This is a genomic window from Acinetobacter sp. V102_4 (assembly GCF_031799005.1).
In the GTDB taxonomy this organism is placed as follows: domain Bacteria; phylum Pseudomonadota; class Gammaproteobacteria; order Pseudomonadales; family Moraxellaceae; genus Acinetobacter; species Acinetobacter calcoaceticus.
In genome coordinates, this window is record NZ_JAVQNR010000032.1 from 193,653 (window position 1) to 218,037 (window position 24,385).

Here is a 24,385-nt window from a genome sequence, read left to right on the forward strand (position 1 = left end):
ATAATTATATTCTGTTTTCCATTGGTTTTTAAATCAGGCCCAACGAGGACCTGACCTAAATTTTGAATTTTGTTTTAAGCTGCCGCTTTTTGTTCTTTTATCCAATTTTTAATACGTGCATCCAATATATTTAAAGGCAATGTTCCTGCATTTAAGATCATGTCATGGAATGCTTTTATATCAAAACGATCTCCAAGCTCATGTTTCGCTAACTCTCTTAATTCTAAGATTTTTAATTGGCCCATCTTGTATGCCAATGCTTGGGCAGGAACAGCAATATATCGATCTGCCTCTGCCTGAATATCAGGTTCATCTAAAGCAGAATGATCTCTCATGAAATCAATCATTTGCTGACGGGTCCACTTTTTATAATGTACGCCGGTGTCAACCACTAACCGACAAGCACGGAACAACTCACTCGATAGTCTTCCATAGTCTGAAAGCGGGTCTTTATAGAAACCAACATCTTTACCCAACTGCTCTGCATAAAGCGCCCAACCTTCAATATAAGCGGTATGGTTGGGCTGCTTTCGGAACATCGGCAAATTTGGCAGGTTTTGGGCAATATCAATCTGCATATGATGGCCGGGAATTGCCTCATGGTAAGCAGTCGCTTCCATTGATATTTTTGAACGTTCAGAGAAGTCCCCTGTATTCACATACACTTGTCCGGGGCGTGAACCATCAGGCGTGCCTTGGTGATATTCCGCACCTGCCGCTTCTTTTTCTCGATATTGCTCTACAGGTAAAACTTCGACTTTATTTTTTGGCAATAAACCAAAGAGCTTCGGCAACTCTGGTTGCATTTGGGCAATATACCCCCGATAAATCTCTAAAATTTCTTCACGAGATTTTGGGAAAACAGCGGGATTTGTTTTTAATGATTGTTGGAAACTTTTTAAGTCATTGAAACCTTGTGCTTTGGCAATTTTAAGCATTTCCGTTTCAATACGAGCAACTTCTTTTAATCCGAGCTGATGAATATTTTCAGGGCTTTCTAACGTTGTCGTATTATTTTCTACATAAAAGCGATAGAGCTCGTCACCTTTTGGCAAGCTCCATATACCCTCGTGTTGTCGTCCATAGGGTAAGTAATCTTTCTGAATAAATGCTCCGAGTTTTTGATAGGCAGGCCGAACATGCTGATCTATGGCCTGTAGCATTTCACGGCTTAAACGTTCTTGTTCTGCTTTCGAAATATTTTTTGGAAATTGCTTTAATGGAGAGGCAAAAACACTGTCCTTCCCTGCGGGAGCTGCAATGCTATTAATCTGCTTTGCTACCTTTTCAATTAAATATTTGGGTGGCATCAAGCCATCTTTTTGTCCTTGTTTTGCTAACTGAGTACCTTGATCAAGAATAAGAGGAATTTGTTTTAAACGAGAAATATAGTCTTGATATTGCTTCGCATTATCAAAGGGAATCGAACTAATAAATCCCGGAAATTGTAAATGTAACCCCCACATTTGATTGAAAGGCATCTCATACAATTTCAAATCATAATTTTTAAGTGTTTCTTTCAACTGATAAATCATTAGATCTTTATTTAATTGATCAGTTGCTGAAAACCCTGTGCTATCAATTGCTTCAAAACGTTTTAAAAAATTTTGAGTACTTTTTTTATCTTTCTCGATCTGATTTTTTGAAACCTCGGTCCATCGATCGTTGTAGCGTAAATCTCCTAAAGTCGTTGCAGTTTCAGGATTATTTTTTAAAGTATATTCCCACTGTTCTTGTAAAAGCTGGTTTAAAGCTTTCACCCGAACAGAGACATTACTGTTTTGTTTAGATTGTGATTTTTCGATGGTATTTGTATTAGTTTCGGGGGTTGCAGCATTAGAAGAATGAGACATCCAAAATAAAACACTAATACAAGCAAAATGTAAGGTTCTGTTTTTCATTTAATTATCCAGAAATATTTAACAAAGGTTAAAATAAAGACAAAACAAATTACGTGCCAAGCAGCATATAAAATAGTGTAAAAATCGAGTATTTTTTTAACTCAATGATTTTATAAATTAATTTTCTTTCTAATTAAATTATTTATAGTTGCTATCTATATTCCGTATTTGACTTTAATGTATCGGAAACTTAAAAAAGTGCACATGAGCGATCTCAGTGCACTTTTGAATTTCTACATTAAAAATTGTTCCTCAAGAAAACAAATATTGATAAACAATGTATGCAGCCAGTTTTGCTGTTCTATTGTCTAAATCAAATTTTGGATTGCACTCAGCAATATCTAAAAGTTTGATTTTCCCAGTCTCTTGAATATGCTTAAAAATTGCTTCAAAAGTGGCTAAATCAATTCCTTTTACAGCTGGTGCACTTACTCCGGGTGCAACCGCGGCCGCGAAGACATCTAAATCAATCGTAACGTACAAACAGTCTACTTTTTCAATAAAAGCATCAACCGCCGCAAGTACGTTGTTCAGGTTAAAAATATTAACCTCATGATCGCGTAAATATGAACAATTCAGAGCATCCGCTGTATCAAACAAAACTTTAGTATTGGCATGGTTAGCTACCCCAATACATAAATAATTAAATTGTTTTTGATGTTGTTCTGAAAGTCGAGCTGCCTGTAAGAAAGGTGTACCAGAGGTTGCATGCTCTGCTTCACGCAAATCAAAATGGGCATCGAAATTAATAATGCCTATTTTTTGTTCAGGCGCATGTGCTTGTACATATTGGAATAGACCACTAAAGCTACCAAATGCAACCTCATGTCCACCACCAAGAACAATTGGTTTTAAACCATTTTGTAGGCTATTTGCGACTTGCTCAGCCAACTCAGTTTGAGCTTGCTCTAAATTGTCATATTCGCAGGTCACTGTACCCAAATCGACAATACTGACTGGACGATGAATAGGTAAATTAGCCAGCTGATTACGGATTGCGTCTGGCGCATCGGCAGCACCGACGCGACCCTTGTTACGCTTTACACCTTCATCAGAGCTAAAACCAATCAGCGCAAAGTCTGCGTATTGGGTCTTGTTGATAATATGATGAATGCGTTGGTGTGCTTCACCTTCGCCATCATGGCGACCTTGCCATTTAAATGTGTGATTCATGGTGATACCGTTTAAAAAATAACTTCTTGTCCATGCTGAATTACTCGCTTAGGCAAATCTCCGCCAAGCCAGTAAACAATTTCAGATGGATGCTCAATATCCCAAGCCACAAAGTCAGCGACTTTACCTTGCTCCAGACTGCCATGGGTTTGCTCTAAACGAAGCGCTTGTGCAGCATGAATAGTCACCCCTGCCAATGCTTGCTCAGGTGTAAGACGGAATAGTGTGCTTCCCATATTGAGCATTAAACGTAAAGAAAGTGCTGGAGATGTGCCCGGGTTTAAATCGCTCGACAGTGCAATACGCACACCATGTTTAATGAGGCTTTCAACTGGTGGATATTGTGTTTCACGCAGCAAATAAAAAGCACCCGGCAATAACACAGCAACCGTACCCGACTCTGCCATGGCTTTAACATCATCTTCGGTCATGTACTCTAAATGGTCGGCAGACAAAGCATGATAACGTGCTGCCAAGCTTGAACCACCTAATGATGAGAGCTGTTCCGCGTGAAGCTTAACGGGTAAATTTAAAGACTGTGCTGTTTTAAAAACACGTTCGACCTGAGCTGGTGAAAATGCTAAGTGCTCACAGAAAGCATCAACAGCATCGACTAAACCTTCAGCATGCAGTTTAGGCAGCATTTCTGTACAGATATGCTCGATATAAGCATCGCTTTGATCTTTGTACTCTGGCGGTAAAGCATGAGCAGCCAAACAAGTACTTTTTACCGTCATCGGTAAAGCTTCACCAATTTGACGGATCACACGCAGCATTTTGCGTTCATTTTCATAATTGAGTCCGTAACCAGACTTAATCTCGATGGTGGTTACACCGTCTTGTTGCATACAGCGAATGCGCTTAAGTGCCGAATTGAGTAATTGTTCTTCGCTTGCTTCACGCGTTGCGCGCACTGTACTTGCAATGCCACCACCACTTGCTGCAATTTCAGCATAGCTTACACCTTGTAAGCGTTTTTCAAACTCAACACTACGGTTGCCACCAAATACACTATGCGTATGACAGTCGATAAACCCTGGGGTAACCCAAGCGCCTTTTAAATCAACTGTTTCGGAATATGTGTCGGTAGGAAGTTGTTGTTGTTTTCCAATCCACTGAATGAGATGCCCTTCTGTGACAATTGCTGCATCTTCAATGTAAGAATATTGCCCATTTTGCATGGTCGCAATGTGGCAATTTTGCCAAAGTTTTTTCATGAGCCTTTCCTCAAAACTGCCCAATAGTTAAACCATTGGGCAGTTCATTTGTTAGCTTTCTATCTCAACATTTTGCTGGATAGGATTATTTTCCTTTCCCAGATTTTGCTCTGGTTTTACCCATATGCGATAAGCAATAGTTAAGAGTACAAGCCATGTTATACCTACATAAATTGCAGGACGTGAATCAGGGAAATAACCCATCATGACTAAAATGAACACCATAAAACCAATCGCGAACGCAGGTGCATATGGCCAACCCCATACAGGGAAATCAAGTGCTTTAATTTCAGCAGTAGATAATTTACGGCGCATTGCTACTTGCGAAAGCAAAATCATGAGCCAAACCCAGACGGTTGCAAAAGTCGCAATTGATGCAATGATCATGAATACATTTTCAGGAATCAGGTAGTTCAGTACCACACCCGTCAATAGCACACCAGCCATCACCACAACAGTCATCCATGGCACGCCATTACGTGACAATTTTTGGAAGATTCGAGGTGCTTGACCACGGTTTGCCATGCCATAAAGCATACGGCCTGCGCCAAATACATCACTGTTAATTGCTGAAACAGCCGCTGTAATCACGACAATATTTAAAATATTTGCTGCTGATTTAATGCCTAAATTTTCAAAAATCTGGACAAATGGACTACCTTGGCTACCAATTTGGTTCCATGGGAAAATCGACATCAAAACAAAAATCGTGAGTACATAAAAAAGTAAAATACGAACTGGAACAGCATTAATTGCTTTTGGCAAAGTCGTTTTCGGATCTTGAGACTCACCCGCTGTAATGCCAATAATCTCAATACCACCAAAGGCAAATACCACTACAGATAAACATGCCACCAAACCTGCAATACCATGCGGCATAAAACCGTCATAAATCCATAGGTTTGAAATACCCGGTACGAAATTGCTATGATCAGCCTGGAAGCCATAGAACATAAGCCCTAAACCACCTAGAATCATGGCAACAATGGCAGTAACTTTGATAATGGATAACCAGAATTCGAGTTCACCAAAGACTTTAACGTGAATTAAGTTAATAGCGCCTAAAAACATAATTAACGATAAAATCCAGATCCACCGTGGTACATCGGGATACCAGAATCCCATATAAATACCAAAAGCAGTGACATCGGCAAGTGCAACAATCACCATTTCAAAAACATAAGTCCAACCTGTGGTGAAACCTGCTAGTGGACTTATGTACTGTGATGCATAGTGACTAAATGAACCAGATACAGGGTTATGGACAGCCATTTCACCCAGTGCGCGCATAACAATATAAATTGCAATCCCTGCAACGATATACGCTAGTAATACTGAAGGCCCAGCCATTTTAATGGCAGTTGCCGAACCATAGAAAAGCCCAGTCCCAATTGCTGAGCCCAATGCCAAGAAACGAATGTGACGGGTGTTCAGCCCCCGCTGTAGTGTGGAGTTTTGTGACATTATAATCTCCAATCCTTGAGGATATTTAGTTAGATTCGGCCACTCCATGTGACCGTTTTATTAATCACACTTCAGATAGACTAGGGAGTAGGTTTGGAATAATTAACTCGTTTAGACAACCACTCGAAAGTAATTCACTTGCCTGTTCAATATCAGGAGCAAAGAAACGGTCTTCGCTGTAGTACGGCACTTGAGCGCGCAAGATTTTACGGGCTTGTTCAAGTTTAGGCGAGCTTTTTAGGCCTTCACGGAAATCTAAACCCTGACAAGCGCCTAACCATTCAACAGCTAGAATGCCGCGAACGTTATCGGCCATTGGCCAAAGTCGTTTACCCGCGTTAGGCGCCATCGAAACATGGTCTTCCTGATTCGCTGAAGTCGGTAAACTATCAACACTCGCAGGATGTGCAAGTGCTTTGTTATCACTCGCAAGCGCTGCTGCTGTAACTTGAGCAATCATGAAACCTGAGTTAACACCGCCATTTGCAACCAAGAACGGTGGAAGCTGAGACATGTGGCGGTCCATCATCATCGAAATACGACGTTCTGAAAGTGAACCAATTTCTGCAATTGCCAATGCCAGATTATCTGCTGCCATTGCTACAGGTTCTGCATGGAAGTTACCGCCTGAAATCACATCACCTTCTGCTGCAAAAACAAGAGGGTTATCTGACACTGCGTTTGCTTCAATTGCTAAAACTTCAGCAGCCTGACGGATTTGAGTTAGACATGCACCCATCACCTGTGGCTGACAACGCAATGAATACGGATCTTGAACTTTGCTACAGTCTTCGTGTGAATGTGCAATTTCACTTGATTCTGTTAAAAGGTCACGATAAGCCGCAGCCACATCAATTTGACCACGTTGACCACGTACTTCATGAATACGTGCATCAAACGGTGAACGTGAACCCAGCATTGCTTCAACACTTAAACCACCGCATACAGTTGCAGCAGCAAATAAATCTTCAGCTTCAAACAAACCACGTAAAGCATAAGCGGTCGAAACTTGTGTACCGTTTAGAAGTGCCAAGCCTTCTTTAGCTGCTAAAGAAATTGGCTCTAAGCCTGCAATTTTTAAAGCTTCAACTGCTGGTATCCATTCACCTTTATAGCGCGCCTTACTTTCACCCAATAAAATCAATGACATATGCGCAAGTGGTGCCAAGTCACCCGAAGCACCTACTGAGCCTTTAAGAGGAATATGCGGATAAACTTCTGCATTAATTAAAGCCAACAATGCATCAATGACTTTACGGCGAATACCTGAGAAACCACGTGCCAAGCTATTTGCTTTCAATAGAATAATTAAACGAACCATTGCATCATCAAGTGGCTCACCTACACCTGCTGCATGCGAAAGAACTAATGAACGCTGTAATTGTTCTAAATCTTCAGGAGCAATCTTGGTTGAAGCAAGTAAACCAAAACCTGTGTTAATGCCGTAAGCTGTACGCCCTTCATTTACAATCTGTTCTACACAAGCCACGCTTGCGTTGATTGCAGCTGAAGCACTGTCATCTAATTTAACTTTAATCGGGTTGAGGTAAGCTTGACGTAAATCAGCTAAGGTTAATTTTCCCGGTTGGATCAATAATTCCATGTTGGCTTCCTAATTTTTGGCACTATATTCTGCTGAGACGGTGCTTTTCACAATTGCAAAAAGCACCGCTAGTTTTTTCCATGTGTTTTTATTGAGTGATCATTGGCAAGTTTAAGCCTTGCTCTTTCGCACAGTTAATCGCAATTTCATAACCTGCATCGGCATGACGCATAACACCTGTTGCAGGGTCATTGGTCAGTACACGAGCAATACGTGCAGCAGCGTCATCTGTACCATCACACACAATCACAACGCCTGAGTGTTGAGAGAAGCCCATACCTACACCGCCACCATGGTGTAGAGACACCCAAGTTGCCCCGCCTGCTGTATTCAACAAAGCATTTAATAAAGGCCAGTCTGATACTGCGTCTGAGCCATCTTGCATTGCTTCAGTTTCACGGTTTGGACTCGCAACTGAGCCTGAGTCTAAGTGGTCACGACCAATCACAACTGGTGCAGATAATTCACCACTACGAACCATTTCGTTAAATGCCAAACCAAGTTTTGCACGTAAGCCTAAACCCACCCAGCAAATACGAGCTGGTAAACCTTGGAAGCTAATGCGTTCACGTGCCATGTCTAACCAGTGATGTAAATGTTCATCATCAGGAATTAACTCTTTCACTTTGGCATCTGTTTTATAAATGTCTTCTGGGTCACCAGAAAGCGCTGCCCAACGGAATGGACCAATACCACGACAGAACAATGGACGGATATAAGCAGGTACGAAACCAGGGAAATCAAAAGCGTTTTCTACGCCTTCTTCTTTCGCCATTTGACGGATGTTATTTCCATAGTCAAATGTTGGAACACCCATTTTTTGGAAATCGAGCATCGCTTGTACATGCTTCGCCATCGACTGTTTTGCAGCTTTTACAACAGCTTCGGGTTCTGTTTTTGCACGTTCACGGTATTCATCCCAAGTCCAACCTACTGGTAAGTAACCATTCAGTGGATCGTGTGCACTTGTTTGGTCTGTCACCATGTCTGGACGCACACCACGGCGAACAAGCTCAGGTAAAATTTCAGCAGCGTTACCATGAAGTGCAATTGAAATGACCTTACCTTCTTTCGTGTAACGGTCAATACGAGCTAAAGCATCATCTAAATCAGTTGCTTGTTCATCTACATAACGCGTACGTAAACGGAAATCGATACTTGCTTGCTGACATTCGATGTTTAAAGAACAAGCACCTGCAAGTGTTGCAGCTAAAGGCTGAGCACCACCCATACCGCCTAAACCAGCAGTTAATACCCAACGACCTTTTAAATCACCGTTGTAATGCTGACGACCTGCTTCAACGAAAGTTTCGTAAGTACCTTGCACAATGCCTTGGCTACCAATATAGATCCATGAACCTGCTGTCATTTGACCGTACATTGCTAAAGCTTTTGCATCTAACTCGTTAAAGTGTTCCCAGTTTGCCCAGTGCGGCACAAGGTTTGAGTTTGCAATTAAAACGCGTGGTGCATCTTTATGAGTTTTAAATACACCTACTGGTTTGCCTGATTGAACTAATAAAGTTTCATCAGTTTCAAGATTTTTTAAAGTATCTACAATTTTGTCGAAACATTCCCAGTTTCGTGCTGCACGGCCAATACCACCGTATACAACCAACTCTTTCGGGTTTTCTGCAACATCCGGATCAAGGTTATTCATCAACATACGTAATGGCGCTTCAGTTAACCAACTTTTAGCCGTCAATTCAGTGCCGCGTGGCGCACGAATTTCTACATCACGAAATTTTGTTGTCGTTGTTGTTGTCACAGGCGGACTCCTTCCTTTGAGCTTACATCAGCAGAACATCACTTGTTTCTGCATTTGTATAGTAATGTATTAACTTGTATATACATCCATATACTACACAAATATTTTACGGCGTGAAGAGGCTTGCTCATATTTTTTTGCAAAGACTTAATAAGTATATGAATTAAAATAATTTATTTTTATGAACCACATAAAAAAAGCACATATCCTTTCACTAGATATGTGCTTTAAAAAAATAACTTATTTAGTTTTAACGTTGAATTAACTCAATAACATAACAATTTTTTGCCCAATTCTGAGGGAAATGAACTGATGTAATCGCAGTGGTTTTCTCAATTTTTAGAGTCTCGTGGGCAGCAAGTAAAAAGGCTTTTTCTTCAATCGCTACTTCAATGTCAGAACCACTATTAAAAATAAAAATCAGGTCTGCCGAGCTTAAAAAAGTCTGTGCTTCTGTACCATCTACTCTTTGAAAGCGGGCATGAAATTTTGCAGAATCATAAATTAAATTTAGATCTCGAATTGCACCGTCAACTAACTCACTATGCACCTGACTTTCACCATGGAAAGCAAAAATCTCGCCCAGCTTTAATGACCTAGCAGGCAGATCATCGACATGTAATACGATGCCTTGTCCATCAAGCACACTAATAATTCGCTGCTTATTGGGAAATAGCGAAAATGGCCCAGAAGTGGTCACATCAGCCATCGAAATGCGCCAATCAAAATCAGCTTCACCTTGGCTTCGCGCAATTTCCAAAGTGTAACCCGCACCATTTTTCCAAAGCATTTTTGTATATTGGTCTGCCTTGAGTACTTCAATCATTGCGTAAATTTGCCTTCGAGATAATAACGACTGCCGGGATAAGTCAGACGGGCACTAGAAATGAGTTGCTTATTGGACCATGTACGACGACGGATCAGTAAACATGGTTCAGCTTTAGTAATCTTTAACCACTTACACTCTTGCGGAGATGCTAAAACGGCTTCAACAATGTGCTCGCCTTCTGTCACAGGTGCTTTCGCCATTAAGTATGCATTGGGGGTAATGGTTTTAAAGTCTTGTTCTAAATAATCTGGAATGAGTGCTGCATCAACCAAACGATCTTCGACCTGAACTGGCACATCATTTTCATAATGCACAATAATTGAATGAAACAGCTTTTGCCCTTCACGAGTCTGCATTAATACACTTTGCTCTGCATTTGCATAAATTTGTTCTAAAATTAAAACTTCAGCATGGTGCTTATGGTTACGGGCGATAATCTCTTCAGCAATATTATTAATTTGAAAAAGCGCAGTTCGGCCTTGCCCTTCAGCAACAAAAGAACCAACACCCTGTATACGTACCAATAGACCTTCTGTAGTTAATTCGCGTAGCGCACGATTGACTGTCATTCGACTACAACCAAGTTGATTGACCAACTCGCTTTCAGAAGGAATTTTTTTATTTACAGCCCAAGAGCCTTCATAAATCTTTTGTGAAATCAGCTGTTTTACGCGTTGATATAAAGGAACTGGACTATCAGCTTCAATCGAAAGCTCAGCATGTTCTTGTTTTGATGTTCTGGGCATAACAAATACTCAAAAAGGCAGCAGGCAAAATCATATTTTAGTTGACATGCTATGTATATACAACCACATACAATATGTTAATTTATGAATTAAATAGATTTTAAAAAGTTTAAAAAATAAACATAGCTCAACAAGAGCTAATTTAAAGTTTTATGTAGATAAATTCAAATATATAAAGGTTTTATCAATATTTATTTAATAATTATTTGTGCTATGCCTTTGCTCCATCCAAGGGCTTCAAAGTGTGGCCTTTTCGGAGTTACGAAATGATGCTTAAAAATTTTATTTAAAATAACTGATCGATAGTATTCTTCTGCCACACAGTATATTAATAAAACTGGAAGCACATCGAATGCGTAATTATAAAATAGATATTCTTCGAGGAATCTCTATCCTTTTGGTTCTTTTACACCATTTTAATATTCCCTATAAACTTAAAGATACATGGTTAGGTTTTAATTTTTTAGGTGAAGCATTTAGCACAGTCATCGCAAGAAACGGAAATTATGGCGTGACCATGTTTTTTGTGATTTCGGGTTTTTTAATTACCCATCACACTTTAAAAAGAGACAAACAATTCTCCGCAATTAACCTCAAACATTTTTATATCCGACGAGCAGCCCGCATTTTACCGTGTCTGGTTTTACTCATTTTAGGCGTAAGTTTACTTGGGTCATTTGACTTAAAACCCTTTGTAAACCAAGCACCAAATGGCATTGAGGTCTCATATCCCTTAACCATATTTGCAGCTTTAACTTTCTGGATGAATATCCTGATTATAAAATTTGGTTGGGTAAACTACGCTTTGGGCGTGTTGTGGTCACTCTCTGTAGAAGAAGTTTTCTACTTTGTGTTTCCATTATTGTGCCTGCTCACGCGTAGTAATAAGGTATTTATTGCTGTACTTGTTGGGGTAATTTTATACGGACCTTATTTTAGATCTCTACATTTTGGAGAAGAAAGTGGTGCCTATTTATATCATTATTTTTCGAGTTTTGATGGCATAGCCATTGGTTGTTTAACAGCGATTTTTTCTCATAAATATCAGCCAGATTGGGCCTATAAAAAACCTCTTTCGTGGTTAATTATTTTGAGCATGGTCGCTCTTTATTTATATGCTCCCATTAAAGAAGTCAGTACATGGGGTATTAGCTTATTTGCTTTTGCCACAGGCATACTCATTTTGTGTTTTCAGCATCCTACGGGAACGCAAGCGCATAGTCTATTTACAAAAATTATGGTCTGGTTGGGACAACGAAGTTATGAAACTTATTTGTTTCATCTGGTTGTACTGGGTCTTATGAAAGTTGCTTTTATTCCAGCTCAAACTGACTCTAGCATCAAAATTATGCTTTTAATTGCCTATCTCGTTCTGACTTTCATCATCAGTGCAGCAATTGAAAAATATTATTCCACCCCACTTAACAGCTACATTCGAAAGATTTTCATTAAAGACAAATCATAAAAATAAGCCCCTTTAAAATAGGGGCTTATTTAATTAAGCGATCAACATAGTTTCATCATCTTGCTTAAAAGGGTTAGACCAGCTCTGCCAAGCTTGTGGCCCTAAAGCCATTTCTTCATCACTTAATAAACAACGGTCTAAGCGTTCTATTAAGGCTTGCTCATCCATTTGCATACCAATGAGAACCAGCTCTTGCCTTGCATCACCTGTTTTTGCATCCCAAACCTTTTTAATTTGTTCGATGCTGTCTAAGTCACTCGGCCAGTCTTCTTCTGCAACGGCGGCCCACCAATAACCTGCTAAGCCGTGCCTTGCCATTGCTCCTGCTTGCGACCATGAATAAGCCAATGTCGGTTCGGCAGCCAACCAGAAAAAGCCTTTGGAACGGACGACTCCCGGCCATTCAGCCTGTACCAAATCATAAAAACGCTGTGGATGAAAAGGTCGACGCGCACGGTAAACAAAGCTACTGATTCCATACTCTTCGGTCTCTGGCGTATGCTCACCACGCAATTCTTTTAACCATCCCGGTGCTTGTGCTGCTTCATCAAAATCGAATAGCTGTGTATTTAAAATTTTATCTAAAGCAATTTTTCCAAATTGAGCAATTTCAATTCGGGCACGTGGGTTTAATGTCTTTAGAATTGCGGTGAGCTGCTCTTGCTGAGCTTGGTCAATCAAATCAATTTTATTCAGCACAATCACATCACAAAATTCAATCTGATCAATAAGAAGATCGACCACAGTTCGTTCATCTAGTTCACCTAGCGACTCTCCACGTTGCTGTAGTGAGTCCAGAGAGCTGTAATCTTTAAGGAAGTTAAAAGCATCGACTACAGTGACCATGGTGTCGAGTCGAGCAAATTCATTTAAAGAATTTCCATCTTCGTCTTCAAAAGTAAAGGTTTCTGCAACAGGCAACGGTTCTGAAATGCCTGTTGACTCAATCACTAATTGGTCAAAGCGGCCTTCATCGGCTAAACGTCTAACTTCAACCAGTAAATCTTCTCGTAACGTACAACAGATACAGCCATTGCTCATTTCAACCAGCTTTTCATCTGTTCTTGAAAGCTCCGCCCCACCTTCGCGTACTAATGCCGCATCAATATTCACCTCAGACATATCATTCACAATCACGGCAATACGGCGACCTTCACGATTATTTAAAATATGGTTAAGTAACGTGGTCTTTCCTGCCCCCAAAAAACCAGATAAAACAGTGACAGGAAGTTTGGCAAATGAGTTGGCGATTGCAGTTCGCATGGCTTGTTCTCTTTGAATAATATTTAAAACTAATCATGACTAACCATTAAATATGGTCAGATGGCAGGTGTTTCTACTCTAAACCACATTAATGTTATGTTATAACATAACTATTGATCAAGTTTTTATTCCAGTTTTATTTAAGCCAATTCACTTAGTCTTTTAAAAATTTGCTTTTAAAAGCCCTGACACATTGACGTTTTATAGTGGTGATCAGGCCCCCACGCTCTAAAACCTTGGCTATCAATATGAATTTGTCCCGAGGCATACACCCCCAATCCCATCTTGAGTGCTTGCCCTTTGGTTGCCCAGAACTGACAAATTTTGGTTTTGCTTTGTTGAATATTGAACTGGTCTAAGTCACTCGGCTGTTCTGGCCCAATTCGAAAATCCAGCGCTGCATTAAAGACATGTCGAGAAGCATCCGCACCACCAGCACAGCGGTTTAGAGATAAAGCTCGATAAACCGATGTCACTTCAAAATCGTTTATTACCCCATCGTTAACCAATGCTTTTAAGATGCTGAGTGTCGGAACGATATTGGACCAAATCTCGCGTGGAGGCACCGCATAGGGTTCAACTCCACATTTTTGCCAATCTCGGGCTGAACGTAATAATTCATGGTCTGGAATTAAAGTAGCAAGGCCATTTTTTTGCAGAAATTGCTTGTAAGCCTGTACAGATTGTCGATGCTCCCCTGTTGCTAACCATGCAATATAATCCTGAGGTTGTGGCTTTATTTTACTGACTATCTTTGAAGGTTGAGGCAACTTGGACTGCGGTTGCAAAGGAATCGTTGGCTTGGGTGTTTGAGTACTACATGCTGTGAGAGATAATAAAAGTAAACCTAAATAACGCTTCATAAATATGCTCTATCTTCACCAATAATGGGAAAGATGCTCATCATTAAATTCAAGAAATGTTATATTATAACAATAATAAAATCTTTTACTTTCTGTTGCTAAATTTTAAAAATAAAAAAGGACGTATGAGATACGTCCTTTTATGGTTGAATCAATCTTACAAATCAGCTTCAAGTGCAGGCACAGGTTGCTCTGCTTTCAACTTACGACGTTTAAATTGATAAGCCACCATTAAACATAGAATCCATCCGGGAATCATCATGACTGCAATACGCATGTCTGGTGTTAAAGACATTACAACTAAAATGCCCAACATAAACACGATGCAAAGATAGTTGCTAAATGGATACATAAAGCTTGGGAACTTTGTAGTTTGACCTTGGCTTTGCGTGTATTTACGGAATTTTAAATGTGTCCATGAGATTACAACCCAGTTAATTACAATGGCTGCTACAACTAACATCATGAGCAAACCAAATGCTTTTTCAGGGAAAATGTAATTTAACAGCACACATAAAATAGTCACCGCAGCAGAAAGAATCACGGCATTGGTTGGAATACCGCGTTTATTAATATGTGCAAATGCTTTTGGTGCATTACCTTGTTGTGCAAGACCCAATAGCATACGGCTACTGCAATAACTCGTACCGTTATAAACTGAAACCGCAGCAGTCAAAATCACAAAGTTCAGCAACGTTGCAATGCCTTGGCTATCTAAAGAAGCAAAGACCATCACAAATGGACTACCGCCTTCAGCCATCTGGTTCCACGGGAAGAGCGAGAATAAAACAAAAAGTGTCGCAATATAGAAAATCAAAATACGGTAGATAATTTGATTCACAGCTTTAGGTAAGGTTTTATCCGGATCACGTGCTTCAGCCGCAGTAATACCAAAAAGTTCGATACCACCAAAAGCAAAAATAATAACCGCCATTGCCATCACTAAGCCTTCAACACCAAATGGGAAAAACCCACCGAGTGCCCAAAGGTTGCTGATACTGGCTTGCGGACCGGCTGTACCAGTTGCTAATAAATATGAGCCAAAACCAATCATTGCCAGAATTGCCAAGATTTTGACAATAGAAAACCAGAATTCCATTTCGCCAAAAAACTTAACATGCAGCAAATTAATGCCGTTAATTAAGACAAAGAAGGTTAAAGCAGATGCCCACGTTGGAATTTGCGGCCACCAATATTGAATATAAAGACCAATTGCGCTTAGTTCGGCCATACAAACGAGTACATTCAGTACCCAGTAATTCCATCCAGACATGAACCCAGCAAATGGTCCCCAATATTTGTAGGCAAAATGACTAAAAGACCCACTTACTGGCTCTTCAACCACCATCTCACCAAGCTGACGCATCATTAAAAAAGCAATAAATCCTGCAATTGCATAGCCAAGGATGACTGATGGACCTGCTAATTTAATCGATTGTGATATACCAAGAAAAAGCCCTGTGCCAATCGCCCCACCCAATGCAATAAGTTGGATGTGCCGATTACTCAAACCGTGTTTCAGGTTTCCTTGCTCTTGTGCTGACATATGATTATTCCCATCCTTGTCACGTAATTTTTTTCCAATAAATTACGTATATCATAAATTAATCAAACTTTCATAGAGATTCATGAAAAAATAATTGCGTGACTTTTCTCATGACCGCGAATGAAAACAGAAAATACAAGAAATGACAATTATTATGAAATGTGTAATTAAGTTGTGTATTGCGTAATTTGATGAATTCAGTATTATAGAGGCATGAAGCAATTGGTTGTGCTCGGTCTATATCAAATTCATAAGACAAAAGATGCTCTCAGCAAAGGTTAACAACTTATCGAGTAGCTCAGTCCTAGACCGAACTTTTATTTGTATATGACCCGAGATAAAGACAAGGACGCGAAAATGGAACAAAACCTAAATTCTTTTATTGAAGTTTCACCTCAATCAGATTTCACTATTCATAATTTGCCTTATGGTATTTTTAGCAGAACTGCCGAAAGCGAACGCCAAGTCGGTGTAGCTATTGGTGATTGGGTCATTGATCTCGCTGCTCTTGAAAAGCATGGTCTTTTACAACTTTCAAGCCACGACACCTACTTTAATCAACCGACCCTGAATAAATTTATTGAGTCTGGCAAAGCAAACTGGTCAAAAGTGCGTAAGACACTACAGTCTCTTCTCTCGGCTGATAATTTAACGCTTCAACAAAATGAAGCATTACGTCAGGAAGTATTGGTTAAACAAGACAGCGTGACTTTGCATTTACCTGTTCAAGTACCTGGTTACACCGATTTCTATTCTTCTAAAGAACATGCGACTAATGTGGGTTGTATGTTCCGCGACCCAAAAAATGCCTTGCTTCCAAACTGGACTGAATTACCTGTCGGTTATAACGGCCGTGCTAGCTCTGTTGTAGTCAGTGGCACTCACGTCGTACGCCCATCTGGTCAAATTAAACTTCCAAATGAAGAGCGCCCAGTTTTTTCTGCAACGCGTAAACTCGATTTTGAACTTGAAACAGCGTTTATTGTGGGTAAACCAACGCAACTCGGTCAGCCTATCGCTATTGAAGATGCTTGGGATCATATTTTTGGAATGGTATTGCTCAATGACTGGTCAGCACGCGATATCCAGCAATGGGAATATGTTCCACTCGGCCCTTTTAATGCTAAAACCTTTGCCAGTTCGATTTCACCTTGGGTCGTGACGCTTGAAGCACTTGAACCATTTAAAGTTGAAGGCCCGAAACAAGACCCGAAGCCAATGGGCTATTTACAAGAAAATGTCGCTAATAGTTACGACATTAATTTGAGTGTTGAAATTCAAACGCCGAAATCGACACAAACTGACGTGATCTGTAAAACCAATTTTAAATATATGTATTGGTCTATGTCTCAACAGCTCACCCACCATACCATTGCTGGTTGTAATGTTCAGGTTGGTGACCTAATGGGTTCAGGTACCATTTCAGGTTCTACACCAGATTCGTATGGCAGTTTGCTTGAGCTTACATGGAACACCACCAAGCCGTTAACACTTGCCAACGGTGAAACTCGTGGTTTCTTGCAAGACGGCGATACGCTCATCATGAAAGGCCACTGTGAAAAAAATGGTATTCGTATTGGCTTTGGTGAAGTTCGAAACACGGTTCTTCCTGCATTAACTTTCAATTTTGCAGAAACTTCGGAGCCTGACTATGAAGCTGTATAGTTACTTTCGTAGCTCTGCAGCCTACAGAGTACGGATTGGCCTAAATATTAAAAGTCTTGCTTATGAAACTGTTCCGGTACATTTAGTAAAAAATGAACAGCAAAGCGAAGACTATTTAAAGTTAAACCGCAGTGCTCTAGTTCCGACCTTAATTGATGGCGATTTAACCTTGTCTCAATCGTTAAGTATTTTGGAATATCTGGATGAACAATATCCAGAAACCAAATTACTTCCAAGTGATGTGCAAGAGAGAGCCAAAATCCGTGCTTTTGCACAAGCTATTGCCTGTGATATGCACCCATTAAATAACCTGCGCATTCTGAAATATTTAAAAAATGAGTTAAATGTTTCAGATGAGCAAAAAAATTACTGGTATCAACACTGGATTCTTGAAGGTTTTCAAAATCTGGAACAGCAACTACAAAATTCGAATGGCCAATTTTGCTTTGGACAAGAAGCAACAATTGCCGATTGCTGTCTGATTCCACAGGTTTATAACGCGAAACGCTTCAAGATTGATTTATCTGCGTTTCCAAAAATTGAATCGATTTATCACCATTGTTTGTCTATCCCAGCCTTTTATAACGCGGCGCCAGAACAACAACCAGATTGGGAATAGTAAAAAGGAGTTTTAATATGACATTTGCCATTAAAAAAATACATCACGTTGCATATCGTTGTAAGGATGCGAAAGAGACTGTTGAGTGGTATAAAAAAATGCTCAACATGGATTTCATTTTAGCTTTTGCTGAAGACCATGTCCCATCAACTAAAGCTTTTGACCCATATATGCATTTATTCTTAGATGCAGGTCAAGGCAACGTTTTGGCATTTTTTGAATTGCCAACTCAACCAGAAATGGGCCGAGACGAAAATACGCCTCAGTGGGTACAGCATATTGCTTTTGAAGTTGAAGATGTCAATGCCCTGATGGCTGCCAAGCAACATTTAGAAGAAAATGATGTGAAAGTTTTGGGCGTAACCAATCATGGTATTTTCCACTCAATTTATTTCTTTGACCCAAATGGCCATCGTTTAGAACTTACCTATAACGATGTGCGCGCTGAAGAAAAAATTGCAAAAATTACTGAAGAAATGAAAGCAGAAATGCTTGAGGAATGGAGCAAAACTAAACGTGCTCCTCACCACACACATTTCTTGCATGAAGAAGAGTTAGGAACCTAATTTTAAAAGATCGATCTAAAAAGTCGGCATTGATTAGAATTGTTTGAATGAACTGTTCTGTATCAATGCCGATTTATATTATTTAAAGCTGCTAAATTTCTAGAAATTTGCGCTACAAATGAGAGTATGGTGATTTTAGAAAATTGTTGATTATTAAACATGCCAATTTCGCTAATAGAAAAAGGTGATTTCTATTTCGCACTAGGCTCAGGCATGATGTAAAACGCAGCAATTTCAATTTATGTTTTGAACATCACTGTTTAACAACTGAAGTAACTTTATTAAGGGTATTTAAATGATTGAAGAAAAAGTATCTGGGGGGGTTCAATCACTTGAAGTCGGTTTATCTGTACTAAACGCCCTTTTAGAGCACAATCAACCTATTATTCTCAAAGACCTGTCTAGCAAGCTAGAAATGCATCCTGCGAAGGTACATCGCTATCTCGTTAGTCTTATTCGCATGGAATATGCAAAACAGCTTGATGATGGGCAATATGCTTTGGGCGATCAAGCATGGCGCTTGGGTCTAAACTGTGTTCAACATAGCGACACACTACAGCTAGTACAGCATTTAATTTACGACCTACAAAACAAAATTGGTTGCGGCATACAAATTAGTAAATGGTCGCCGAAAGGCCCTGTAGTTGTTCAATCGATTGAATCAAACCACCCTATTTCGATTGTCACTAAAGTCGGCTCGATTATGCCTTTAGTCAATTCTGCTGCTGGACGTTTATTTGCTTCTTATCTTCCAGAGCATTTTGTTCGCCCCTTAATGGAAACAGAATGGCAAAAGCATCAAGAACTTGGTCTTAATATTGCGCCACAAAACTGGCAAGCGTTTACAGAGCTTAAAGAAACGATACGTCAGCAAGAAATGTCGGCAGCGAAAGGTGACTTACTGACAGGAATTAATGCAGTTGGTTTACCTGTGTTTAATTCAAATCAGAGCATCGAGTTTTGTATTGTCGCCCTAGATAGCGAAATGTTTTTACCAGTCGACCCGCACAGTAAAACGATTGAAATCTTAAAAAATGAAGTGAAGCTCATCAATCAATATATTAAAAGTCGCTAATCAATAGCCATAAAAAAACCAAGAGATCAAACTCTTGGTTTTTTTAGATTAGAAACAAAGCTCAGCTTATTTAGTTTCTAGAACACCACGGCGAATCTGGTCACGTTCAATTGACTCAAATAATGCCTTGAAGTTACCTTCACCAAAGCCATCATCATCTTTACGTTGAATAAATTCAAAGAAGACTGGACCAATCATGTTTTCAGAGAAAATTTGCAATAACAGTTTCTTCTGACCATCTTTGGTATTGCCGTCTAGCAAAATACCACGCTGTTTTAACTCGTCAGTCGGCTCACCATGCTCAGGTAAACGTTCTGGTAGCATTTCATAATATGTATTTGGTGGCGGTGTCATAAATTTCAGACCAAGGCCTTTTAACTTATCCCAAGTCGAAATTAAGTCATCACAAATAAACGCGATATGTTGAATACCTTCGCCATTAAAATCAGACAGGAACTCTGCAATTTGGCCGTTTCCTTTATCTGAATCTTCATTTAATGGAATACGGATCATGCCGTCTGGCGCTGTTAATGCTTTAGACGTTAAGCCTGTATATTCGCCTTTAATATCAAAGTAACGAATTTCTTGGAAGTTAAAGATTTTTTCATAGAAGTTTGCCCAATACTCCATACGGCCTTTGTAGACATTATGAGTTAAATGGTCAATTTCGTTTAAGCCTGCACCCACTGGATGTCTTTGGGCATCATCAAAGAAAACAAAGTCATTTTCATAGATATCGCGGTCAACTAAAAAGATTGGCATGCCACCAATACCTTTAATTGCCGGAATGTTGAGCTCCATTGGCCCAACTTTTGAATACATCGGTTCAGCACCAAGCTCTACTGCTTTCTGGAAAGCTTTTGCTGCATCACGTGTTTTGAAACCCATCGCACAAGCAGATGGACCATGTTCATTAAAGAAGAATGAAGCATAAGATTCTGGCTGATAATTCAGGATAATATTGATATTTCCTTGACGCCATAAGTACGCTTCTTTCGATTTATGCTTGGCTACTTTTGAAAAGCCGATTGTTTCAAAAACTGGATCTAATTCATTTTCTTTTGAAACAAACTCAATAAATGCAAAACCGCATAATTCTAATGGGTTCTCTAAAATATCCATCTAGTTTCCCTCTGGTGATTACCTGTTCCGTTTATCTCTATTGCTGATCAATTCAGCTCCTTTCTCTATAGAATACGTATTTATTGGGTAGGTCTTGAACCGTCAAAATGCCTTAACCCAACGCATCCTATGAGAAAAAAACGAATCACTAAAACGAAGATATGAAGAGCGTGAAGCTTTTGATGATTAATTCCCGTTCCATTGGGTGTTTGTTTTCCATACACACTATCCTTTCTTATCTAAAAGTACGATTGAGATTTTTCACTAAACCCTTAAAAATCGTCTTTTCCTAAAATCATTTATAGATTTATGGAGACCAACATCCTTGTTGGATCTCCAATGGCCATTTACCTTAAAACAGATGCTACTAAAAACAATTAAATTATGCAATACATAACTTAATTATGAATTGCATAATTTTAGTAATCTTTTAATTTGTCTGTTTTTAAAATGAATTGTCATATTCCATATTCTGTTTATGATTCTTAATCTTCAAAAATCTCACCTGCTTTGAGTTTGGAAAACTATGCTTCTAGTCAGCGCATGTTTAATTGGCGAACCTGTTCGTTATGACGGTAAATCTTGCCTAAATATTTTACTTAAGCAACGGTTACTCAATAAAAAAGCTCATGCACTTTGTCCAGAGTTATTAGGTGGTTTTACCACTCCGCGCTTACCCGCAGAAATTGTGGGAGGTACAGGACAAGATGTGCTAGATGGCAAAGCAAAAATTACCGATTCATCTGGTTTAGATGTAACAGATTTATATTTAAAAGGTGCTTACCGCACTCTGGAAATTGCACAGACATAAAAGCAAGCTGTGTCGTCTTAAAAGAAAATAGTCCGTCTTGCGGTAGTCAAAAAATTTATAACGGCACTTTTCAAGGAGAGAAAATTACGGGAGTTGGGATTACCACAGCGCTTTTACAGCGCCATGGTTTTGAGGTGATTTCTGAAAACGAGATTGAAGATTGGTTAGCAACCCATCCTCTTTAATGGTTGTCTGCTCACTCAAAACCCTCTTAATTGTTTTCTAAAACGGAAACAGGTGACACTCAATAGGCAAGCCACTAAATAACTTATAGCTGCCATCCACCAAAAACCATAAACTCCCATCGCAGAAATCGAGATATTCTGCCAATGCAGTCCTTTATACGCCATCCACCAACCACCGCCTAATCCGAAAAATAACACCACGACCAAGAAAATCAGCATTGGTAAAATCGACACATCCCAACAGCGTAATAAAGAGGTCAATAACGCCATTAAGCCATCTAGAAAATGAAACATACAGACAATCAACAACAAGGATGCAGCTAAAATTTGTACGGCCAAATCATCTGAATAGAAAGTAACAATTAAGTCCCGCTCTAACCATAAGCACAGGGACAGGCTGCCACTCACCGCCATAATCACCCATATACTTTGTCTGGCAATTTTATTTGCTTCTTCCATGTTCCCGCTGCCCATAGATCGTGACACCAAAATGCTATAAGCCGAGGCAATGGAGGAAGGGATAATAAACATGAACCCGCTGGTGCTTGCGACAATTTGATGGGCTGCTGACACCACGCTTCCAAAAGGCAAAATCAGAATAGCAACCGAACAAAATGCAACGACGTCCATCAACGCCAAGATCGCGGTCGGTATCCCTATTTTTAAAATCATCCGCAGACTCTGTCGGCTATCTTCAACCGAACGTTCGGGATGCTCAATAAAGATGTAGCTTTTCTCTAGAAAAAATAAGTAATAAACAGCCAACATAAACCACCGTACAATGAGAGTGGCTAACAAAGCCCCTATCGCACCAAGTGGCGGAATTGAAAATAAAGCGACACCATAAATTAAAAGATAGGACAAAATAATTTTAAGAATGAAGAAAATGCTATCTGATAGTAAAACCTTATGCGCATTTTCAGTGACCTGAGACAAAGCGGTAAATAAACGCATCAGTAAATGCGCAGGTAAAATAAATACCAAAGCCCAAATACAGTTTTTAGTAATTGAAATGACATGTTCAGATGCACCAAACAATTTTGGTAAATCACGGAACAAATAAAGCAAGCCAATACTAATCAATGCTGAACATAACATCAGCCAGATGCCTTGAATAAAAATCTGACGAATGCGTGGTATGTTGTGGCAACCATAAGCTTCCGAGAGCTTGAGGATCACACCTTGCAGAATCCCCATACCAATGACATAAATCACTGTATATAAAGATAAGGTCACCGATAATGCGGCGACATGGTCATTACTAAAATGCCCTACATAAGCAATATCAATCAATCCACTTAACACTAGAATTAAATTGCTTGAGAGCATGGGAATAAATAATTTAAAAATCTGGTTCATCTAGGAAATACCTTATTTTTCTTTGCGATTTATACTCATATTCACGTTATTTTTAGTGCATCAATCCAAAGCAAAAGACATACCAGTTCTAAATTCAGCTCCCATAAAATTTGTTTTAAATGAAAAGGCCAAACTATTCGTTTGGCCTTCTTTTGTAATGTATGCTGTTTATACAGTTATTCTTGTTTGTGTTTACTCGCCCAATAAGTCGCAAGTGCAGGCCCAGAAATATTGTGCCAAAGGCTGAAAATCGCACTTGGTACTGCTGTAATCGGGGAAGCCGCAAAATGTACCGCTGCAAGAGCAACACCTAAGCCTGAGTTCTGCATACCCACCTCAACAGCAATTGCTTTGCTATCGGCATAAGGTAATTTAAAGAATCGTGCTGCTGCAAAACCCAACAAATATCCAAGCCCATTATGTAAGATCACCACAGCCAAAATAAGCAAACCAGACTGTAGAATAGCCGCTTTGCTCCCACCAATAATGGCTGCCACAATTGCTACAATTGCAATCACTGAAACTAAAGGCATGACTTGAATATAGGACTCGACCTGACGTTTTAGCCATGTTCTTAAAATCAGACCAACTACAATAGGAAGCAGTACCACCTGCAAAATTGAAACGAACATAGAAGCTGCATCAATTTTTAGCCACTGACTAGCAAGCAGATAGAAAATTGCTGGAGTTAAAATAGGCGCTAAAAGTGTTGAAACTGAAGTACAGGCCACCGATAAAGCCACATTGCCTTTAGCCATATAGGTAATCACGTTTGAAGCCGTTCCACCGGGGCAACATCCCACTAAAATGACTCCAACCGCGATTTCAGGGGGTAGTTGAAATAATTTACATAAGACAAATGCTAAACCCGGCATGACCACAAACTGTGCCACTACCCCAATCAACACCGCTTTAGGACTTTGTAGTACACCTTTAAAGTCGTCTACGGTCATGGTCATTCCCATGCCAAGCATAATAATGCCCAGAATCCATGGAATATAAGCTTTTAGCCAGACAAAAAATTCAGGCTGCCATAGCGCCAATGCTGCAAAAACAATCACCCATAGGGCAAAAGTTTTTTGAATAAATTGGGTAAAGCGCAGTAATGCTGACATACTTTCGTTCCCTAAAAATTAAAATACTAG

The 24,385-nt window shown here is 39.7% G+C and carries 19 protein-coding genes and 1 pseudogene; 6 read left to right on the plus strand and 14 right to left on the minus strand.

Annotated features, from left to right (window positions below; translation table 11 throughout):
* Positions 1-74: 74 nt before the first annotated feature.
* The 8 genes from RMB13_RS03475 to hutC all read right to left on the minus strand — a co-directional run bounded on the left by RMB13_RS03475 (position 75) and on the right by hutC (position 10,701).
* Positions 75-1,901 carry a DUF885 domain-containing protein gene (locus RMB13_RS03475; protein ID WP_311084417.1) on the minus strand — a complete coding sequence of 609 codons (1,827 nt, stop codon included), beginning with the start codon at positions 1,899-1,901 and terminating at the stop codon, positions 75-77.
* A gap of 252 nt (positions 1,902-2,153) precedes the next feature.
* The gene (gene hutG / locus RMB13_RS03480; protein ID WP_311084418.1) at positions 2,154-3,074 is read right to left on the minus strand and encodes a formimidoylglutamase; all 921 of its coding nucleotides are present in this window, start codon (positions 3,072-3,074) and stop codon (positions 2,154-2,156) included.
* A gap of 11 nt (positions 3,075-3,085) precedes the next feature.
* Complete coding sequence (hutI, locus tag RMB13_RS03485) at positions 3,086-4,291, minus strand: imidazolonepropionase (protein WP_311084419.1); 1,206 nt, start codon at positions 4,289-4,291, stop codon at positions 3,086-3,088.
* Between the two features lie 51 nt (positions 4,292-4,342).
* On the minus strand, positions 4,343-5,755 hold the full coding sequence (locus RMB13_RS03490; RefSeq protein ID WP_311084420.1) for an amino acid permease: 1,413 nt from the start codon (positions 5,753-5,755) through the stop codon (positions 4,343-4,345).
* A gap of 64 nt (positions 5,756-5,819) precedes the next feature.
* Positions 5,820-7,358, minus strand: coding sequence for a histidine ammonia-lyase (gene hutH, locus RMB13_RS03495; RefSeq protein ID WP_003654215.1), 1,539 nt, complete (start codon positions 7,356-7,358; stop codon positions 5,820-5,822).
* 88 nt (positions 7,359-7,446) lie between these two features.
* Positions 7,447-9,126, minus strand: coding sequence for a urocanate hydratase (gene hutU, locus RMB13_RS03500; RefSeq protein WP_005037887.1), 1,680 nt, complete (start codon positions 9,124-9,126; stop codon positions 7,447-7,449).
* Between the two features lie 250 nt (positions 9,127-9,376).
* Entirely contained in the window at positions 9,377-9,952 is a 576-nt protein-coding gene (locus RMB13_RS03505; protein WP_311084421.1) for a HutD family protein, read from the minus strand.
* Positions 9,949-10,701 (minus strand): histidine utilization repressor, encoded by a 753-nt coding sequence (gene hutC, locus RMB13_RS03510; protein ID WP_311084422.1) that lies wholly within the window; start codon positions 10,699-10,701, stop codon positions 9,949-9,951. The genes RMB13_RS03505 and hutC overlap by 4 nt, the downstream gene beginning before the upstream one ends.
* 352 nt (positions 10,702-11,053) lie before the next feature.
* On the opposite strand from hutC, the gene RMB13_RS03515 reads away from it, so the two are divergent.
* Positions 11,054-12,166, plus strand: a complete 1,113-nt coding sequence (locus RMB13_RS03515) for an acyltransferase (RefSeq protein ID WP_311084423.1) — start codon at positions 11,054-11,056, stop codon at positions 12,164-12,166.
* Positions 12,167-12,199: 33 nt separating this feature from the next.
* On the opposite strand, the gene zigA is transcribed toward RMB13_RS03515, so the two are convergent.
* The 3 genes from zigA to RMB13_RS03530 all read right to left on the minus strand — a co-directional run bounded on the left by zigA (position 12,200) and on the right by RMB13_RS03530 (position 15,838).
* A complete protein-coding gene (gene zigA, locus RMB13_RS03520; RefSeq protein WP_311084424.1) occupies positions 12,200-13,429 on the minus strand; it encodes a zinc metallochaperone GTPase ZigA in 1,230 nt (409 codons plus the stop codon).
* A 176-nt stretch (positions 13,430-13,605) separates the two neighbouring features.
* Positions 13,606-14,292 (minus strand): D-Ala-D-Ala carboxypeptidase family metallohydrolase, encoded by a 687-nt coding sequence (locus tag RMB13_RS03525; RefSeq protein WP_311084425.1) that lies wholly within the window; start codon positions 14,290-14,292, stop codon positions 13,606-13,608.
* Between the two features lie 157 nt (positions 14,293-14,449).
* Positions 14,450-15,838 carry an amino acid permease gene (locus tag RMB13_RS03530; RefSeq protein WP_017391098.1) on the minus strand — a complete coding sequence of 463 codons (1,389 nt, stop codon included), beginning with the start codon at positions 15,836-15,838 and terminating at the stop codon, positions 14,450-14,452.
* Between the two features lie 357 nt (positions 15,839-16,195).
* On the opposite strand from RMB13_RS03530, the gene fahA reads away from it, so the two are divergent.
* The 4 genes from fahA to RMB13_RS03550 all read left to right on the plus strand — a co-directional run bounded on the left by fahA (position 16,196) and on the right by RMB13_RS03550 (position 19,763).
* Positions 16,196-17,503, plus strand: a complete 1,308-nt coding sequence (fahA, locus tag RMB13_RS03535; RefSeq protein WP_311084426.1) for a fumarylacetoacetase — start codon at positions 16,196-16,198, stop codon at positions 17,501-17,503.
* Positions 17,490-18,122, plus strand: a complete 633-nt coding sequence (gene maiA, locus RMB13_RS03540; RefSeq protein ID WP_281835707.1) for a maleylacetoacetate isomerase — start codon at positions 17,490-17,492, stop codon at positions 18,120-18,122. Before fahA ends, maiA begins: the two co-directional genes overlap by 14 nt.
* A gap of 17 nt (positions 18,123-18,139) precedes the next feature.
* On the plus strand, positions 18,140-18,688 hold the full coding sequence (locus tag RMB13_RS03545; RefSeq protein ID WP_004640138.1) for a VOC family protein: 549 nt from the start codon (positions 18,140-18,142) through the stop codon (positions 18,686-18,688).
* 295 nt (positions 18,689-18,983) lie between these two features.
* A complete protein-coding gene (locus RMB13_RS03550) occupies positions 18,984-19,763 on the plus strand; it encodes an IclR family transcriptional regulator (RefSeq protein ID WP_004640140.1) in 780 nt (259 codons plus the stop codon).
* Between the two features lie 66 nt (positions 19,764-19,829).
* On the opposite strand, the gene hppD is transcribed toward RMB13_RS03550, so the two are convergent.
* Positions 19,830-20,885, minus strand: coding sequence for a 4-hydroxyphenylpyruvate dioxygenase (hppD, locus tag RMB13_RS03555; protein WP_005037867.1), 1,056 nt, complete (start codon positions 20,883-20,885; stop codon positions 19,830-19,832).
* Positions 20,886-21,411: 526 nt separating this feature from the next.
* Here hppD and RMB13_RS03560 point away from each other — a divergent pair.
* Positions 21,412-21,881 (plus strand): annotated as a pseudogene (locus RMB13_RS03560) (DUF523 domain-containing protein).
* A 15-nt stretch (positions 21,882-21,896) separates the two neighbouring features.
* Here the strand turns inward: RMB13_RS03560 and RMB13_RS03565 are convergent.
* Together RMB13_RS03565 and RMB13_RS03570 are read right to left on the minus strand one after the other, a co-directional pair.
* Positions 21,897-23,240 carry an MATE family efflux transporter gene (locus RMB13_RS03565; RefSeq protein ID WP_311084427.1) on the minus strand — a complete coding sequence of 448 codons (1,344 nt, stop codon included), beginning with the start codon at positions 23,238-23,240 and terminating at the stop codon, positions 21,897-21,899.
* A gap of 176 nt (positions 23,241-23,416) precedes the next feature.
* Positions 23,417-24,355, minus strand: coding sequence for a bile acid:sodium symporter family protein (locus RMB13_RS03570; protein WP_045433988.1), 939 nt, complete (start codon positions 24,353-24,355; stop codon positions 23,417-23,419).
* Positions 24,356-24,385: the final 30 nt, after the last annotated feature.

Coding starts and splice junctions, on each gene's coding strand:
- zigA (WP_311084424.1), bottom strand. CDS start 13,429: ATGCGAACTGCAATCGCCAACTCATTTGCCAAACTTCCTGTCACTGTT.
- RMB13_RS03525 (WP_311084425.1), bottom strand. CDS start 14,292: ATGAAGCGTTATTTAGGTTTACTTTTATTATCTCTCACAGCATGTAGT.
- hutI (WP_311084419.1), bottom strand. CDS start 4,291: ATGAAAAAACTTTGGCAAAATTGCCACATTGCGACCATGCAAAATGGG.
- RMB13_RS03490 (WP_311084420.1), bottom strand. CDS start 5,755: ATGTCACAAAACTCCACACTACAGCGGGGGCTGAACACCCGTCACATT.
- hutC (WP_311084422.1), bottom strand. CDS start 10,701: ATGCCCAGAACATCAAAACAAGAACATGCTGAGCTTTCGATTGAAGCT.
- RMB13_RS03565 (WP_311084427.1), bottom strand. CDS start 23,240: ATGAACCAGATTTTTAAATTATTTATTCCCATGCTCTCAAGCAATTTA.
- fahA (WP_311084426.1), top strand. CDS start 16,196: ATGGAACAAAACCTAAATTCTTTTATTGAAGTTTCACCTCAATCAGAT.
- RMB13_RS03570 (WP_045433988.1), bottom strand. CDS start 24,355: ATGTCAGCATTACTGCGCTTTACCCAATTTATTCAAAAAACTTTTGCC.
- RMB13_RS03475 (WP_311084417.1), bottom strand. CDS start 1,901: ATGAAAAACAGAACCTTACATTTTGCTTGTATTAGTGTTTTATTTTGG.
- hutH (WP_003654215.1), bottom strand. CDS start 7,358: ATGGAATTATTGATCCAACCGGGAAAATTAACCTTAGCTGATTTACGT.
- RMB13_RS03515 (WP_311084423.1), top strand. CDS start 11,054: ATGCGTAATTATAAAATAGATATTCTTCGAGGAATCTCTATCCTTTTG.
- RMB13_RS03505 (WP_311084421.1), bottom strand. CDS start 9,952: ATGATTGAAGTACTCAAGGCAGACCAATATACAAAAATGCTTTGGAAA.
- RMB13_RS03530 (WP_017391098.1), bottom strand. CDS start 15,838: ATGTCAGCACAAGAGCAAGGAAACCTGAAACACGGTTTGAGTAATCGG.
- maiA (WP_281835707.1), top strand. CDS start 17,490: ATGAAGCTGTATAGTTACTTTCGTAGCTCTGCAGCCTACAGAGTACGG.
- RMB13_RS03545 (WP_004640138.1), top strand. CDS start 18,140: ATGACATTTGCCATTAAAAAAATACATCACGTTGCATATCGTTGTAAG.
- RMB13_RS03550 (WP_004640140.1), top strand. CDS start 18,984: ATGATTGAAGAAAAAGTATCTGGGGGGGTTCAATCACTTGAAGTCGGT.
- hppD (WP_005037867.1), bottom strand. CDS start 20,885: ATGGATATTTTAGAGAACCCATTAGAATTATGCGGTTTTGCATTTATT.
- hutG (WP_311084418.1), bottom strand. CDS start 3,074: ATGAATCACACATTTAAATGGCAAGGTCGCCATGATGGCGAAGGTGAA.